General features: G+C 60.6%; 14 protein-coding genes and 1 pseudogene. 10 read left to right on the forward strand and 5 right to left on the reverse strand.

What is annotated here, in order from left to right:
• Nucleotides 1-31 precede the first annotated feature (31 nt).
• The 3 genes from glnT to O3W47_RS05725 all read left to right on the forward strand — a co-directional run bounded on the left by glnT (nucleotide 32) and on the right by O3W47_RS05725 (nucleotide 3,257).
• Nucleotides 32-1,339 (forward strand): type III glutamate--ammonia ligase, encoded by a 1,308-nt coding sequence (gene glnT / locus O3W47_RS05715; RefSeq protein WP_137453592.1) that lies wholly within the window; start codon nucleotides 32-34, stop codon nucleotides 1,337-1,339.
• A gap of 192 nt (nucleotides 1,340-1,531) precedes the next feature.
• A complete protein-coding gene (gene purU, locus O3W47_RS05720) occupies nucleotides 1,532-2,416 on the forward strand; it encodes a formyltetrahydrofolate deformylase (protein WP_269313208.1) in 885 nt (294 codons plus the stop codon).
• Nucleotides 2,417-2,558: 142 nt separating this feature from the next.
• On the forward strand, nucleotides 2,559-3,257 hold the full coding sequence (locus O3W47_RS05725) for a GntR family transcriptional regulator (RefSeq protein WP_269313209.1): 699 nt from the start codon (nucleotides 2,559-2,561) through the stop codon (nucleotides 3,255-3,257).
• A gap of 42 nt (nucleotides 3,258-3,299) precedes the next feature.
• Here the strand turns inward: O3W47_RS05725 and O3W47_RS05730 are convergent.
• The 5 genes and pseudogenes from O3W47_RS05730 to O3W47_RS05750 form a co-directional block, all read right to left on the reverse strand.
• A pseudogene (locus O3W47_RS05730) lies at nucleotides 3,300-4,807 on the reverse strand (HAL/PAL/TAL family ammonia-lyase).
• The gene (locus tag O3W47_RS05735) at nucleotides 4,800-5,630 is read right to left on the reverse strand and encodes a quaternary amine ABC transporter ATP-binding protein (RefSeq protein ID WP_003519594.1); all 831 of its coding nucleotides are present in this window, start codon (nucleotides 5,628-5,630) and stop codon (nucleotides 4,800-4,802) included. Before O3W47_RS05735 ends, O3W47_RS05730 begins: the two are co-directional and overlap by 8 nt.
• Nucleotides 5,623-6,480 carry an ABC transporter permease gene (locus O3W47_RS05740; protein WP_003519593.1) on the reverse strand — a complete coding sequence of 286 codons (858 nt, stop codon included), beginning with the start codon at nucleotides 6,478-6,480 and terminating at the stop codon, nucleotides 5,623-5,625. Before O3W47_RS05740 ends, O3W47_RS05735 begins: the two co-directional genes overlap by 8 nt.
• Before the next feature lie 95 nt (nucleotides 6,481-6,575).
• Nucleotides 6,576-7,613: an ABC transporter substrate-binding protein gene (locus O3W47_RS05745; RefSeq protein ID WP_269313210.1), complete on the reverse strand. Its 1,038-nt coding sequence runs from the start codon at nucleotides 7,611-7,613 to the stop codon at nucleotides 6,576-6,578.
• A 98-nt stretch (nucleotides 7,614-7,711) separates the two neighbouring features.
• Nucleotides 7,712-8,053 carry a hypothetical protein gene (locus O3W47_RS05750; RefSeq protein WP_262531689.1) on the reverse strand — a complete coding sequence of 114 codons (342 nt, stop codon included), beginning with the start codon at nucleotides 8,051-8,053 and terminating at the stop codon, nucleotides 7,712-7,714.
• 130 nt (nucleotides 8,054-8,183) lie between these two features.
• On the opposite strand from O3W47_RS05750, the gene hutC reads away from it, so the two are divergent.
• The 7 genes from hutC to O3W47_RS05785 all read left to right on the forward strand — a co-directional run bounded on the left by hutC (nucleotide 8,184) and on the right by O3W47_RS05785 (nucleotide 14,423).
• Entirely contained in the window at nucleotides 8,184-8,924 is a 741-nt protein-coding gene (hutC, locus tag O3W47_RS05755; RefSeq protein ID WP_003519590.1) for a histidine utilization repressor, read from the forward strand.
• A gap of 277 nt (nucleotides 8,925-9,201) precedes the next feature.
• Nucleotides 9,202-9,804, forward strand: coding sequence for an amino acid synthesis family protein (locus tag O3W47_RS05760; protein WP_127755515.1), 603 nt, complete (start codon nucleotides 9,202-9,204; stop codon nucleotides 9,802-9,804).
• Nucleotides 9,805-9,815: 11 nt separating this feature from the next.
• Nucleotides 9,816-10,661 carry an alpha/beta fold hydrolase gene (locus tag O3W47_RS05765; RefSeq protein ID WP_269313211.1) on the forward strand — a complete coding sequence of 282 codons (846 nt, stop codon included), beginning with the start codon at nucleotides 9,816-9,818 and terminating at the stop codon, nucleotides 10,659-10,661.
• Nucleotides 10,658-11,596 (forward strand): flavin reductase family protein, encoded by a 939-nt coding sequence (locus O3W47_RS05770; RefSeq protein WP_269313212.1) that lies wholly within the window; start codon nucleotides 10,658-10,660, stop codon nucleotides 11,594-11,596. The genes O3W47_RS05765 and O3W47_RS05770 overlap by 4 nt, the downstream gene beginning before the upstream one ends.
• On the forward strand, nucleotides 11,593-12,633 hold the full coding sequence (locus O3W47_RS05775) for an LLM class flavin-dependent oxidoreductase (protein WP_269313213.1): 1,041 nt from the start codon (nucleotides 11,593-11,595) through the stop codon (nucleotides 12,631-12,633). Before O3W47_RS05770 ends, O3W47_RS05775 begins: the two co-directional genes overlap by 4 nt.
• A 4-nt stretch (nucleotides 12,634-12,637) precedes the next feature.
• On the forward strand, nucleotides 12,638-14,104 hold the full coding sequence (locus O3W47_RS05780) for an aldehyde dehydrogenase (RefSeq protein WP_269313214.1): 1,467 nt from the start codon (nucleotides 12,638-12,640) through the stop codon (nucleotides 14,102-14,104).
• A gap of 4 nt (nucleotides 14,105-14,108) precedes the next feature.
• On the forward strand, nucleotides 14,109-14,423 hold the full coding sequence (locus tag O3W47_RS05785) for an NIPSNAP family protein (protein ID WP_020813480.1): 315 nt from the start codon (nucleotides 14,109-14,111) through the stop codon (nucleotides 14,421-14,423).
• The last annotated feature ends 23 nt before the right edge of the window (nucleotides 14,424-14,446 follow it).

Here is a 14,446-nt window from a genome sequence, read left to right on the forward strand (position 1 = left end):
AGTGTCTGATATTCAAAAAAAGGGGAATGACGTGACACTGGACCTCTCCAAATTTGCTGCCGAAAAGGGCATCAAATATTTCATGATCAGTTATACCGATCTCTTCGGCGGCCAGCGCGCCAAGCTGGTTCCCGCAGAAGCCATTGCCGATATGCAGAAGGATGGCGCGGGTTTTGCAGGCTTCGCCACCTGGTTCGATCTGACACCCGCCCATCCCGATCTATTCGCCGTGCCCGACGCCTCCTCGGTCATCCAGCTTCCATGGAAAAAGGATGTCGCCTGGGTCGCCGCCGATTGCGTGATGGAAGACCAGCCGGTGGAGCAGGCGCCGCGCGTGGTGCTGAAAAAGCTCATCGCTGAGGCGGCAAGCGAAGGGCTCAGGGTCAAGACCGGCGTGGAGCCGGAATTTTTCCTGATTTCGCCGGATGGTGCGAAAATCTCCGACGAATACGATACGGCGGAGAAGCCCTGCTACGACCAGCAGGCGGTGATGCGCCGTTACGATGTGATCGCCGAGATTTGCGACTACATGCTGGAGTTGGGCTGGAAGCCATACCAGAACGACCATGAGGACGCGAACGGCCAGTTCGAGATGAACTGGGAATATGACGACGCGCTGCAGACCGCAGACAAACATTCCTTCTTCAAATTCATGGTCAAATCCGTCGCCGAAAAACACGGGCTGCGCGCCACCTTCATGCCGAAGCCTTTCAAGGGCCTGACCGGCAATGGCTGCCATGCCCATATTTCGGTCTGGGACATCGACGGCAAGGTCAACGCCTTTGCCGACAGGGAAATGCCTTTCGGTCTGTCGGCCAAGGGCAAGACGTTCCTCGGCGGCATCATGAAACATGCCTCGGCGCTTGCGGCCGTCACCAATCCGACGGTCAATTCCTACAAGCGCATCAACGCGCCGCGAACGATTTCCGGCGCGACCTGGGCGCCGAATACGGTGACCTGGACCGGCAATAACCGCACCCATATGGTGCGCGTTCCGGGACCGGGACGGTTCGAACTGCGCCTGCCGGATGGAGCCGTGAACCCCTATCTGCTGCAGGCCATCATCATCGCCGCCGGCCTTTCCGGTGTCCGCTCCAAGGCCGATCCCGGTCCGCACTACGATATCGACATGTATCGCGAGGGCCACAAGGTTACGGATGCACCGAAGCTGCCGCTCAACCTTCTCGATGCGCTGCGCGAATATGAGAAGGATGCGGAATTGCAGCAGGCGCTCGGCACTGAATTCTCCAAGGCCTATCTGAAGCTCAAGCAGGGTGAGTGGAACAGCTATTGCTCGCAATTCACCGCATGGGAGCATCAGACCACCCTCGACGTCTGAGCCCGGGTTTCCCCGCCGCCCTTGCGGCTTTTCCCCGCGCTGATCAAAAGCGCGGGGTTTTTCACTAAAGCGCGTCGCGTCCAATCTGGTTCATGCCACGCGCTTTAGATCTTTGTTTTTAAGCATGTCTGGTCCCAAAACCGCTGAACACTTTTGGGAGACATGCTTTATCGATGACAGAAAGAGTGCCAGATGACGAACTTCGTCCTGACCGTGACATGCAAATCCACCCGCGGCATTGTCGCCGCCCTTTCAGGCTTTCTCGCTGAGAAGGGGTGCAACATCGTCGACAGTTCGCAATTCGACGATCTCGGCACCGGCCGTTTTTTCATACGCGTGGGTTTCATCTCCGAGGAGGGTGCGACGCGCGACGCGTTGATGGCCGGGCTTGCTCCGATCTCGGAAAAATTCGGCATGGAGGTGGCGCTGCACGACCAGGCAGAGCGGATGAAGGTTCTTTTGATGGTGTCGCGCTTCGGCCATTGCCTCAATGACCTGCTTTACCGCTGGCGCATCGGGGCGCTGCCGATCGATATTGTCGGCGTCGTCTCCAACCATTTCGATTATCAGAAGGTCGTCGTCAATCACGACATTCCGTTCCACCACATTCCGGTGACGAAAGAGAACAAACCGCAGGCCGAAGCCCGGATCATGGAGATCGTGGAAAGCTCAGGTACGGAACTCGTCGTGCTGGCGCGTTACATGCAGGTGCTTTCCGACAGGATGTGCGAGGCGATGTCGGGCAGGATCATCAATATTCACCATTCCTTCCTGCCGTCCTTCAAGGGCGCCAACCCTTACAAGCAGGCCTATCAGCGCGGTGTGAAGCTGATTGGCGCGACGGCGCATTATGTGACCGCCGATCTGGATGAGGGGCCGATCATTGAGCAGGATACCGTGCGCATCACCCATGCCCAGTCGGCCGAGGACTATGTGTCGCTCGGCCGCGACGTGGAAGCGCAGGTGCTGGCGCGTGCCATCCACGCCCATATTCACCGGCGCGTATTCCTGAATGGCAGCCGAACCGTGGTGTTTCCCCCCGGTCCTGGCTCTTACGCTTCGGAAAGAATGGGATGAGCATTCTGCGTGAGCCGCGCTGATGTTGCCTTAAGCAGAGCACGGCGCTAAATAAGCTGGTACGCCATAATACAAAAGCCATTTCCCGCTTTGTTCGTAACTGCGTTGCAACGAAACGGGAGGTGTCAAACGAGGTGATACCATGACAGATGCTTCGCACGGAACTGCCATTCGCGTTGAGCGCCCGACAAAGACGCTGAGGGAACTCGCTCTCGACAAGGTCCGTGACGCCATCGTGAACGGTTATTTCCGCCCGGGCGACCGTCTGGTCGAGCGCGATCTCTGCGCCCAGCTCGGCGTTTCCCGCACCATCGTTCGTGAGGTCCTGCGGCATCTGGAGTCCGAGGGGCTGGTGGCGAATTTGCCGAACAAGGGCCCGATGGTCGCGATGCTCGATCTCGATGAGGCGAAGCAGATTTATGAAATTCGCGGTGCGCTGGAGGGAATGGCGGCACGCCTTTGTGCGGAGCGCCGCGATCCAGCCATCGTGGAAGCGCTTGAAGTGTCGCTCAGGCATATCCGCGAAAGCTATGTCGAAAGGGATATGCCGGGCGTTCTGGCGCATACCTCGTCCTTTTATCAGACGCTGTTCAGCAAGATCGACCGGCATGTCGCCTGGGGCGTCGTCAACCTGCTGACGGTGCGGATCAACCATCTTCGTTCGATGACGATCAAGACGAAAAGCCGCGATACCGAAGGTCCGGCGCAAATGGAAAAGATCGTCGAAGCCATCCGGCAGGGGGACGGAGACGCCGCTTACAAGGCGGCTCTGGACCATGTCGCGAGCGCAAGCGCGATTGCGGAAGCTGTTCTCATCGCCCAGAAGACCGGCAAAGAGTAACCTCTTCCGCCTCGTGTGCGGCTAAAATTTCCGGCGCAGTATCTAGCCTGCGTCGGCACCTATTCCCGCAAGCGTGGTTTGCAGCATTTCCCGAACGGCAGCTACCAGATTGTTGAGCGGCTGGTCGTCACGGTAAAATGGCGCCGCCGCCCGGACGTGCTGATAAAGCCTATCGGTGCCGGGTGCGCGGCCGGCTTCGCCTGGCTGCATGTCGTAAGCCTGCGCGGCGCTCATGATCTCGATTGCCAGAATGGTTTCCAGATTGCCGATAATCGAAAGCGTCTTGTCGGCAGCGGCGGTGGCGTGAGTCAATATATCCTCCTGCAAGGCGGAGGTGATGCCGCCATCGAGGCTGGCGGGGGCGGCGAGGCGGCGATTTTCTGCGGCAAGCGCTGCGGCCGTGTACTGGATGATCATGAAACCGGAACAGACACCGTCACTTTCCGCCAGAAAGGCGGGCAGCCCGCTGACAAGCGGGTTGACGAGCCGGTCGATACGCCGCTCGGAAATCCCCGCAAGTTCGGCTGCGGCCGTCGCCAGCCCATCCATGGCAAGCCCGAGCGCCGCACCGACGGCGTGGGCCTGGGAGTGGACCTCGGGCGCCTGCGGCGTGCCGCCGACGACCGGGTTGTCCGTGACACTCGCGAGCTCGCGGTCTACGACATCGGCGATCTGCGCGACGCTGTCGCGAACGGCGCCATGCACCTGCGGCACGGCGCGCAGGCTGAGCGGATCCTGCGTGCGCGATCCGGCCGACCGGGCAAGAAGCGGGCTTGCCGCCAGAAGCTGGCGCAGATTTGCGCCGACGGTTTGGATGCCGGGCGAGCTGCGCAGTGCCAGCGGCCCTGCGGCGAAGGGATCGGCCTGCGCACCAAGGTTTTCATAACTCATCGCCGCTGCCGCATCGGCCCAGTCAAGGAGCGAAGTCGTGCGGGCAAGCGCGAGGCTGGCGAGGCCGGTGGCGCAGGGTGTGCCGTTAACGAGGCTGAGCCCCTCCTTTGCCTGCAGAACCATGGGTTCGAGGTTAAGCTTTTCGAGCCCCTGTCTGCCGCTGATGAGTTCGCCGCCGTGGCGGGCCCAGCCTTCGCCGATCAGCACCAGACCTATGGCCGCGGCATGGGTGAGGTAACCCACCGAGCCCTTTGACGGAATGACGGGAAGAATATCGCCATTCAGCAGGGCCAGCAGCGCTTCGACCGTTTTGACCTGCACACCGGAATAACCATGCGCGAAGTTGTTGATCTGGGCGGCCATGATGGCGCGCGTTTCTTCGCGTCCGAGCGGTTCTCCGACGCCGCAGGAGTGGCTGAGCAGGATGTTGCGGGAGAGGGCCTGCTGCTGCGGGATGTCGACGATCACATCGCAGAGCGCGCCGACACCTGTGTTGATGCCGTAACCGCGAACCCGTTTTTCGACCAGCGCATCGACGATGGCGCGGGCTTCGGCAATGCGCCGCCACGCTTTATCCGACAGGGAAAGCGTCGCACCTTTGCAACGGCGGCGATCTCTTGCCAGTTGAGGGGACGATCGATGGTGATCGTATCAGCCATGCTGGCCTTCTCCCGCACCCGTGCGGCGCTCCACGAAACGGGCGACATAGTCGTTTGCGGGGCTGTTGAGGATCTGGTCCGGCGTTCCCACCTGCACCAGTTTGCCGTCCTTCAGGATCGCGATCTGCGCGCCGATGCGGAGCGCCTCGTCGAGATCGTGGGTGATGAAAACGATGGTCTTGTGCAGGTTCTTTTCGAGCTGCAGCAACTGGTCCTGCATGTCGGCGCGGATCAGCGGGTCGAGCGCCGAAAAGGCCTCGTCCATCAGGATGACGTCGGTATCGGCGGCCAGCGCGCGGGCGAGACCGACGCGTTGCTTCATGCCCCCGGAAAGCTGGTGCGGAAACTTGTCCTCATAGCCTGAAAGGCCGACGGTCTCGATCCACTTCATGCCGATGGGCCGTGCGTCGGCCTTGGTCAACCCGCGCACGCGCTGGCCATAAACGACGTTCTGCAACACGGTGCGGTGCGGCATCAGGCCGAAATTCTGGAACACCATGCTGACGCGCCGGTTGCGGAAGTCGCGCAGGTCTTTCGGCTTCAGCGCAAGAACATTGTCGTCGCCGACGAGAATCTCGCCGCTTGTCGGTTCGATAAGGCGGTTGATGTGGCGCACCAGCGTCGACTTGCCGGAACCGGAGAGGCCCATGATCACGAAAATGCGGCCGCCCGCTATATCGAGGCTGACATTGTCGAGGCCGACGCTGCACCCCGTCTTTGCCAGGATGTCGCTCTTTTCCGCGCCCTGCTGCGCCATGGCGAGCGCAGCCTTCCAGTTGCCGCCGAAGATCTTGGACACGTTGCGGATATGGATATCAGTCATTGCCCATTTCCTTCCGGCTGGATCGGCCAAAACCCTGGGTGATACGATCGAGCACGATTGCGAGAATAACGATGCCGAGGCCTGCTTCGAGGCCCTTGCCGACATCGAGCGTCTGGATGCCGTTCAGCACCTGCTCGCCAAGGCCGCGCGCGCCGATCATCGAGGCGACGACGACCATGGAGAGCGCCATCATGATCGTCTGGTTGAGGCCGGCCATGATCGTGGGCGTGGCGAGCGGCAATTCGACGCCGAATAGGATTTGTCTCGGGCTGCCGCCAAAGGCGGTCGCCGCCTCCACCACTTCCCGGTCCACCTGCCGGATGCCGAGATCGGTCAGGCGGATCAGCGGCGGCACGGCATAAACGATGGTGGCCAGCACGGCCGGAACCTTGCCGAGGCCGAAAAGCATGATGGCGGGAATGAGATAGACGAAGCTCGGCATGGTCTGCATGACGTCGAGCACCGGCAGGGTGATGCGCCGCGCCCACTCGCTTTTGGCAAGCAGGATGCCCATGGGCACGCCGATGACGATGGAGATGAGGCTGGCAATCAGCATCAGCGCCAGCGTCTGCATCGTCAGGTCCCAGAGACCGAGCGCGCCGACGATGAAAAGCATCACCGCCACCATGATGACGAGCGAAATCTTCTTCGCCGCGAACCAGGCGAGCACCAGGAAGACCAGAAAAATGACCCACCACGGCAGACCGCGCAGCACCCATTCCACGAAGAGGATCGCCTGCAGGATCGTCTGCGAGATCGCCTTGAAAACGGAGCCGTAATTCACCACCAGCGAACGCACGATCTCATTGATCGGGCCTCGGATGGAAATATGGAAAACTTCAGGAAACATTGGTGTCGTCCTCGCGCCTGCCGACCCCACATCTAGGAGCCGGCCCCTGTCCTGACGGGAAAATGCGCGCCGGAAGCCCGGCGCGCCTGCGATGTTTACTTGACGGCGGCTTCGATCCGCGCCTTGGCGTCCGCAGAAACCCAGCTGCCCCAGATATCGGCCTTGGTCTGAAGGAAGGTCTTGGCGGCGGCTGTCGCATCGACCTGCTTGTCAGTCATGTAGGCGAGGCTGGAGTTGATCTCCGCCAGCGGGAATGTCGCCTTTTCAAGGATCGCGATGATTTCCGGCGCTTCCTTCGCAAAGATGCTGTTCACGCCATAGGCCACCTCGACGGAGGGGAAGGCGCAACCGGCGTCGCGCTTTCCATCGGCGCTCGTCAGTTCCTTCCAGCAGGCGTCGCTATAGGCCGGCTCCTGCAGCTGGATGAGCTTGTATTTGCCCATGATTGCCGTCGGGCTCCAGTAATAGAACAGCATCGGCTCGCCCTGGAGATAGGCGGCGGCAATGGCGGCGTCGAGAGCGGTGCCGGTGCCGGGGCGGAAATTCACATAGTTTGCTTCCAGCTTGTAGGCCTGCAGCTTGGCGGTATTGACGCCTTCGCAGGTCCAGCCCGAGGGGCAATTGAGGAAGCGGCCCTTGGTCGGCTCTTCCGGATCCTTGAACAGTTCGACGATCTTCGGGTCGGAAAGCTGGTCGACGCTCTTCAGGTCCGGAGCCTTGGCTTCGATGCCTTTTGCCGGGTCGCCCTTGACCAGATATTCCGGCACGAACCAGCCTTCGGCGGCGCCAACGAAGGTCTTGCCGACCGATGTTACCTGGCCTGCTTCCGCAGCCTTGTTCCAGACGTCGGAGCGGCCGATCCATTCTTCAGCGAAGATCTGCACGTCGTTATTGGCGGTCGCCTGTTCCAGCGTCACGGAGTTGCCCGGAATGGAATCGACCTTGCAATCATAGCCCTTGGAGAGGATTTCCTTCATGACTTCGGTGATGAAAGCACCGCTTTCCCAGTCGATGCCCGCGAAGGTGATGGTCTTTCCAGCGGCGCAATAGCCTTCCGCTTTCGCGGACCCGGCATAGGCTCCCATGATGAGCGCGGTGGTGGCCAGCGCGATTTTCAGCTTTGAATTCAGCATTGCATTCCCCTTTTGGTTTGATGATTGGCAAGTTGCTGGCATGCGTTTTGTGGTTTCAGCCGGGCGCTCCGGGCAGGCCTTTGCCCTTAACCCGGCAGTTATCTGTGCATTTCATATCCCGTCGAAATCGGCGGCCGGGCGCTCGTCGAATCAATATGGAATTCGATGTTCACCCTGGAGCGGCGTGTCGGAAGTTCACTATACAACTTTGAGAAATTCATATGGCTCGCGCGCATTGGCCACGCCGGGTCGAAGACGCATGTGGTTGGCGGGTTCCGGCAAGGACGGTCTTTCAGCGCATATTGCCCGGCCGAACCATCAAACATGGCTTCGGCATCGGTATGGCAGCTCCTGCCGTTGCGCTGGGCGGGCATTCGAATATCGCCCCGACTATCGGCGGGAGACTTGCGGCCGCTGGAGATCGGGTCTTCGCTTGCCATTATTTTCCCCTCAAGTTGTATATGTAACTTCACACATTTGCGAAAGACAAGCAAGATAGGATGTGATAATTTTGTGCTTGCGCGGATTCTGGCTGCGTTTTGTGCAGTCGCCCGATTTTTAGGAGTTTCAATGCTGCCCGTCACCGAAAACGAGTTTCCTGTCTCGGGCGATCGCTCCTCCCTGCCGCTGTATGAGCGGGTGAAAGAACAGATCAAGGAAAAGATCGCCAGCGGAGAGTGGTTGACCAACCACAGGATACCCTCCGAAAACGAGATCGTCGACATGCTGGGTGTCAGTCGCATGACGGCAAACCGCGCGCTGCGGGAGCTGGCAACCGAGGGGGTGATCGTTCGCGTGCAGGGGCGCGGGTCCTTTGTCGCCCCGAAAAAGCGAAGCGCCGGCATGATGGGCGTGCGCAACATTGCCGACGAGATCAAGGAGCGCGGTTCGACGCATCGGCCGAGCCTGATTCTCGCCCAGACGGAAGTTTGCGGTCCCGATCTTGCAACGGCGCTGGAGATCGCCGTGGGAGCGAAGGTTTTTCACTCCATCATCGTCCACCACGAAGACGATGTGCCGATCCAACTCGAAGATCGCTTCGTCAATGCGGAGATCGCTCCGGATTATCTGATGCAGGATTTCAATACGCTCACCCCGAATGCCTATCTGACGGCGGCGGCACCGATTTCGCGCACCGAGCAATTCATCGAGGCCGCATCGCCCCAGCCCTGGGAATGCAAATTGATGGCCATCAGCCGAAACGAGCCCTGCCTTCTCGTGCGCCGCAGAACCTGGTCATCGAGCCGCGCCGTCACGTCCGTACGGCTGCTCTATCCCGGTTCCCGATATCGGCTTGAAAGTCAGGAATAGAGGCCACTGGCCTCGGCTGCCCTGATCTTCCGGAACATTGCCGCCGTATCGGGCGGCCACTTGCGCATCCAGTGCGGCTGATGACGCCCCGGTCAAATCTGCCCCATTTTCCCGCCTCCAATCGTTGCTTGCCAAGTGCAATCGGTTGGCCATAGCGCTCGGCTTATGGGCGACGACAACCCCAAGAATTCCATTGCTCACCCTTACGGGATTACGGTACTTGACAGTCATATATTATGGCATACCATAAGCCATCATATTTACGGAGAGAGCGCTGATGTCCATCCAGATCCGCAAGACCCTGCTGCAGGTCGAAACGACGTTGATTGAGGGGGGCAAGGCTGCCGCAGCGCCGTTGAGGCTGTTCGCCGCCATTGCGGTCGTTAAAAATCCGTGGGCGGGCAAAGGTTTCGTAGCCGATCTGAAGCCGGAAATTCACGCAGGTGCGCCGGTGCTTGGCGAATTGCTGACGAAGATGATCCTTGACGCCGTCGGGTCCGGTGAGGCGGTCGAGGCCTATGGCAAGGCGGCCGTCGTGGGGCTGGATGGTGAGATCGAACATGCCTCCGCGCTCATCCATACGCTGCGCTTCGGCAATCACTATCGTCAGGCGGTCGGCGCCAAATCCTATCTCGCTTTCTGCAACACGCGCGGCCCAGGCAATGCGCCGATCATGATCCCGCTGATGGACAAGAATGATGAGGGCCGCCGTTCGCATTATCTGACGATCCAGACGGCCATTCCCGATGCTCCGGCCGCCGACGAGATCGTGGTCGCACTCGGTGCTTCCGTTGGCGGCCGGCCGCACCACCGCATTGGTGACCGTTATCAGGATCTGAAGGATCTCGGTCAGGATGTCGCCAATCCGGCCGGCGTTTGAGGCGGACGCCAATGCAAAGGGTCGCCGACACGTCACGGGTCAATGGTGCAAAGGCAGGCGCCGCCACGCTTCCCCGGAAAACGACCGGAGGCGGGGCCGCCTATTTCGAAGCCGGCGCGGGCGAGAATCTGATCCTCATCCACGGTGTTGGAATGCGGCTCGAAGCCTGGACGCCGCAGATCGAGGTGTTTTCGAGGACGCACCGCGTCATCGCGGTCGACATGCCCGGCCACGGCGGCAGCGAACGTCTTGCGGCCGGCAGTACTCTTGAGGATTTCGTCGGCTGGTTCGGCCGGTTTCTCGACGACATGCGGATAGAGCGCGCCAATGTCTCCGGGCATTCCATGGGGGCGCTGATTTCCGGCGGGGCAGCCGCGATGCTTGGAGATCGCATAGCGCGTGTCGGGTATCTGAACGGTGTTTATCGCCGCGACCCCGTTGCGAAGGCGGCGGTGCTTGCGCGCGCGGCGGCGATCCGCACCACGGGCGTGGACAAGGAAGGCCCCTTGCTGCGCTGGTTCGGCGATGATCTGAAAAGCCAGCACGCCCGGGAATTGACGAGAGGCTGGCTGGAAATGGTCGATCCGGAAGGTTACGCGGTCGCCTATACCGCTTTTGCGGGTGGGGATGAGACCTATGCCGACCGCTGGCCTTCTGTCACCTGCCCGGCGCTTTTTCTGACCGGTTCGGACGATCCGAACTCCACGCCCCTGATGGCGGAGCAGATGGCGGCGATCACGCCGCGCGGTTATGCCCGTATCGTCGAGGCGCACCGGCATATGGTCAATCTGACCGCACCCGAAACCGTCAATGCACTGATGGCCGAATGGCTGGCTTTAGAGGAGGAGCCGCAATGACCGTTGCAACCCTTGACCCGCGCGCCCTGCGCGACGCATTCGGCGCCTTCGTGACTGGGGTGACGATCGTTACCACCCGCGACGAAGCCGGAAAGCCGGTGGGTTTCACCGCAAATTCCTTCACCTCGGTCTCGCTCGATCCGCCGCTGCTGCTGATCTGCCTTGCCCGTACCTCGCGCAATTTCGCGACGATGACGGGTGCGAAAAATTTCGCCGTCAATATTCTGTCGGAAGGCCAGAAGGACCTGTCCAATACGTTCGCCCGGCCGGTGGAAGATCGTTTTGCCGCCGCCATCTGGTCGGATGCGCCGGCAGGCTCACCGGTCTTTGCCGATGTTGCGGCCTGGTTCGAATGTTCGATGCAGGAGGTTATCGAGGCCGGAGACCACGTCATTCTGCTCGGTCGCATCGAGGCGTTCGAGAATAGCGGCCTGAACGGCCTCGGTTATGCGCGCGGCGGTTACTTCACGCCGATGCTGGCCGCCAAGGCGCTTTCGGCTGCGGCAGAGGGTGAAATCGCTGTCGGCGCGGTTCTCGAGCGTCGTGGCGAGATTTACCTCGTCGGCGAGGATGTGCTGTCGCTGCCCGGCTGCGTCGTGGCGGGCGGCGATCCGGTCGCGGCGCTGACGGCGCGGCTGGAAGAGCTCACCGGGCTGCCGGTCAGGACGGGCTTTCTTTACTCGGTTTATGAAAACAAGGCGGATGGGCGTCAGCACATCGTCTACCACGCACTGGCAGATGGGGACGATGCGCCGCGCCATGGCCGTTTTCTGTTGCCCGGCGCGCTGGCTTCGGCAAAGTTCGACTCCGGCGCGACGGCGGACATTGTCAACCGGTTCGCGCTGGAAAGTTCAATCGGCAACTTCGGTGTCTATGTCGGTAACGAGACTGCCGGCAGGGTCCACCCCATCTCGATGAAGGCGGCAAACCCATGAAATTCTCCCTCTTCGTCCATATGGAACGGCTGGACGCCTCGCAGGATCACAAGACGCTCTACGAGGAGTTCGTAACGCTTTGCGAAATCGCCGATCGCGGCGGCATGCATGCCATCTGGACCGGTGAACATCACGGCATGGACTTCACCATTGCCCCGAACCCCTTCGTCACGATCGCCGATCTGGCGCGGCGCACCAGGACGGCGCGTCTCGGTACGGGAACGGTAATCGCGCCCTTCTGGCATCCGATCAAGCTTGCCGGCGAAGCCGCGATGACCGACCTCATCTGCGATGGCCGTCTCGATATCGGCATTGCGCGCGGTGCTTACTCGTTTGAATATGAGCGGCTGCTTCCGGGCCTCGATGCCTGGGGCGCCGGCCAGCGCATGCGCGAGCTGATCCCGGCCATCAAAGGTGTGTGGGCGGGCGACTATGCCCATGACGGCGAGTTCTACAAATTTCCGGCCACCACCTCTGCTCCCAAGCCATTGCAGCAGCCCTTCCCGCCGATCTGGGTGGCGGCGCGCGATCCGAATTCGCATGAATTCGCCGTCGCCAATGATTGCAATGTGCAGGTGACGCCGCTCTGGCAGGGCGATGACGAGGTGGAAACCCTGATGGGCCGCTTCAACGATGCCTGCGCCAAGAACCCGGAAAAAAAGCGGCCGAAAATCATGCTGCTTCGCCACACCTATGTCGGTTCCGATGAAGCCGATATCGCCCAGGCGGCGCATGAGATGAGCGTCTATTACAATTATTTCTTCGCCTGGTTCAAAAACGAAAAACCGATCCATCAGGGGCTGATCGAGCGTATTGCGCCCGAAGACATCGCCGCCAACGCGATGCTTTCCACCGATGTCATGCGAAAGAACAATGTCGTCGGCAATGCCGATGAGGTGATTAGCCGGCTTAAAGCTTACGAGGCCATGGGCTATGACGAATATTCCTTCTGGATCGATACGGGCATGAGCTTCGAGCGGAAGAAGGCCTCGCTGGAACGCTTCCTTTCCGATGTCATGCCGGCTTTCGGGGAGTAACGCGATGCGCAGTTTCCAGTGCTATATCGACGGACGTTTCGAAGATGGCGAGGCGCGTTTCGCAAGTCTCGATCCCGCAAGCGGCAAGGCATGGGCCGAAATGCCGGAAAGCCGCGAGGCGGATGTCGGCCGTGCGGTCGAAGCCGCGCATCGGGCGCTTTACGAAGATGCAGGCTGGTCGAAACTGACGGCGACACAGCGTGGCAAGCTGCTCTACCGGCTCGCCGATCTGGTCACTGAGAATGCGAAGGCGCTCGCCGAACTCGAAACCCGCGATACCGGCAAGATCATCCGGGAAACCTCCGCGCAGATTGCCTATGTCGCAGATTATTATCGTTATTATGCGGGTCTGGCCGACAAGATCGAGGGCGCCTATCTGCCGATCGACAAGCCGGATATGGATGTCTGGCTGCGGCGCGAACCCGTGGGCGTCGTGGCGGCCATCGTGCCGTGGAACAGCCAGCTGTTTCTCGCCGCCGTCAAGATCGGTCCCGCACTCGCGGCCGGCTGCACCATCGTCGTCAAGGCCTCGGAAGATGGGCCGGCACCTCTTCTGGAATTTGCCCGGCTGGTGCAGGAAGCCGGTTTTCCCGCCGGCGTCGTCAATATCGTCTCCGGCTTCGGCGCATCCTGCGGCACGGCGCTCACCACCCATCCGAAGGTGGCTCATATCGCCTTTACCGGCGGTCCGGAAACGGCGCGTCATATCGTGCGTAATTCGGCTGAAAACCTTGCCTCAACCTCGCTGGAACTCGGCGGCAAATCGCCGATCCTCGTTTTTGCCGATGCCGATCTCGAAAGCGCTGCCAATGCGCAGGTGGCTGGCATTTTTGCCGCGACCGGCCAGAGTTGCGTCGCCGGCTCGCGGCTGATCATCGAAAGAAGTATCAAAGATCGATTCCTCGAGATTCTGAAGGCGAAGGCTGAGGCGATCCGCATCGGCTCGCCGCTGGATATGGCGACAGAAGTAGGCCCGCTGGCGACGGAGCGTCAAAGAAAGCATATCGTTTCTCTGGTTTCCGCCTCCGTGGACGCGGGCGCCAAGGTTGTCACAGGCGGTGCGCCTGTAGACGGCGGTGGTTATTTCTATCGGCCAACCATTCTCGATTGCGATGGCATTCGCTCCCCATCGATGGAGAAGGAGTTCTTCGGTCCCGTCCTCTCGGTCGTTTCCTTTGAAACCGAAGCGGAAGCCATCGCGCTGGCCAATGACACGGTCTATGGGCTTGCCTCCGGTGTCTTCACGCAGAACCTGACGCGCGCCCACCGTCTGATGAAAGCGATCCGTGCCGGCATCGTCTGGGTGAATACCTATCGTGCGGTCTCTCCGATTGCGCCTTTCGGCGGATTCGGCCTGTCGGGCGATGGACGCGAGGGCGGGCTTGCGGCGGCGCTCGATTACACGCGGACCAAGACCATATGGTTGCGCACCTCCGATGATCCGATCCCCGATCCCTTCGTGATGCGGTGAGCCCATGTTTTACGAAATCCGCACCTACCGGCTGAAAAACGGCGCCATTCCCGCCTACCTCAAGGTGGTCGAGGAGGAGGGTATCGAAATCCAGAAGAGCCATCTCGGCGAACTGGTGGGTTACTTCTTCTCCGAGATCGGCCCGATCAATGAGATCGTCCATATCTGGGCTTTTTCGAGCCTGGATGACCGCGAAGAACGGCGCGCACGGCTGATGGCCGATCCGCGCTGGTTGTCCTTCCTTCCGAAAATCCGCGACCTCATCGAAGTCGCCGAAAACAAGATCATGAAACCGGCGCGATTTTCACCGCTCGGGTGAAATGCGCCGGTCGCGACGTGCAT

Source organism: Agrobacterium sp. LMR679, from assembly GCF_027157905.1.
GTDB classification, from domain to species: Bacteria; Pseudomonadota; Alphaproteobacteria; order Rhizobiales; family Rhizobiaceae; genus Agrobacterium; species Agrobacterium leguminum.

What these genes read in the sequence shown, in the direction of transcription:
- purU (WP_269313208.1), top strand. Translation starts at nt 1,532, where the DNA reads ATGACGAACTTCGTCCTGACCGTGACATGCAAATCCACCCGCGGCATT.
- O3W47_RS05725 (WP_269313209.1), top strand. Translation starts at nt 2,559, where the DNA reads ATGACAGATGCTTCGCACGGAACTGCCATTCGCGTTGAGCGCCCGACA.
- O3W47_RS05735 (WP_003519594.1), bottom strand. Translation starts at nt 5,630, where the DNA reads ATGACTGATATCCATATCCGCAACGTGTCCAAGATCTTCGGCGGCAAC.
- O3W47_RS05740 (WP_003519593.1), bottom strand. Translation starts at nt 6,480, where the DNA reads ATGTTTCCTGAAGTTTTCCATATTTCCATCCGAGGCCCGATCAATGAG.
- O3W47_RS05745 (WP_269313210.1), bottom strand. Translation starts at nt 7,613, where the DNA reads ATGCTGAATTCAAAGCTGAAAATCGCGCTGGCCACCACCGCGCTCATC.
- O3W47_RS05750 (WP_262531689.1), bottom strand. Translation starts at nt 8,053, where the DNA reads ATGGCAAGCGAAGACCCGATCTCCAGCGGCCGCAAGTCTCCCGCCGAT.
- hutC (WP_003519590.1), top strand. Translation starts at nt 8,184, where the DNA reads ATGCTGCCCGTCACCGAAAACGAGTTTCCTGTCTCGGGCGATCGCTCC.
- O3W47_RS05760 (WP_127755515.1), top strand. Translation starts at nt 9,202, where the DNA reads ATGTCCATCCAGATCCGCAAGACCCTGCTGCAGGTCGAAACGACGTTG.
- O3W47_RS05765 (WP_269313211.1), top strand. Translation starts at nt 9,816, where the DNA reads ATGCAAAGGGTCGCCGACACGTCACGGGTCAATGGTGCAAAGGCAGGC.
- O3W47_RS05770 (WP_269313212.1), top strand. Translation starts at nt 10,658, where the DNA reads ATGACCGTTGCAACCCTTGACCCGCGCGCCCTGCGCGACGCATTCGGC.
- O3W47_RS05775 (WP_269313213.1), top strand. Translation starts at nt 11,593, where the DNA reads ATGAAATTCTCCCTCTTCGTCCATATGGAACGGCTGGACGCCTCGCAG.
- O3W47_RS05780 (WP_269313214.1), top strand. Translation starts at nt 12,638, where the DNA reads ATGCGCAGTTTCCAGTGCTATATCGACGGACGTTTCGAAGATGGCGAG.
- O3W47_RS05785 (WP_020813480.1), top strand. Translation starts at nt 14,109, where the DNA reads ATGTTTTACGAAATCCGCACCTACCGGCTGAAAAACGGCGCCATTCCC.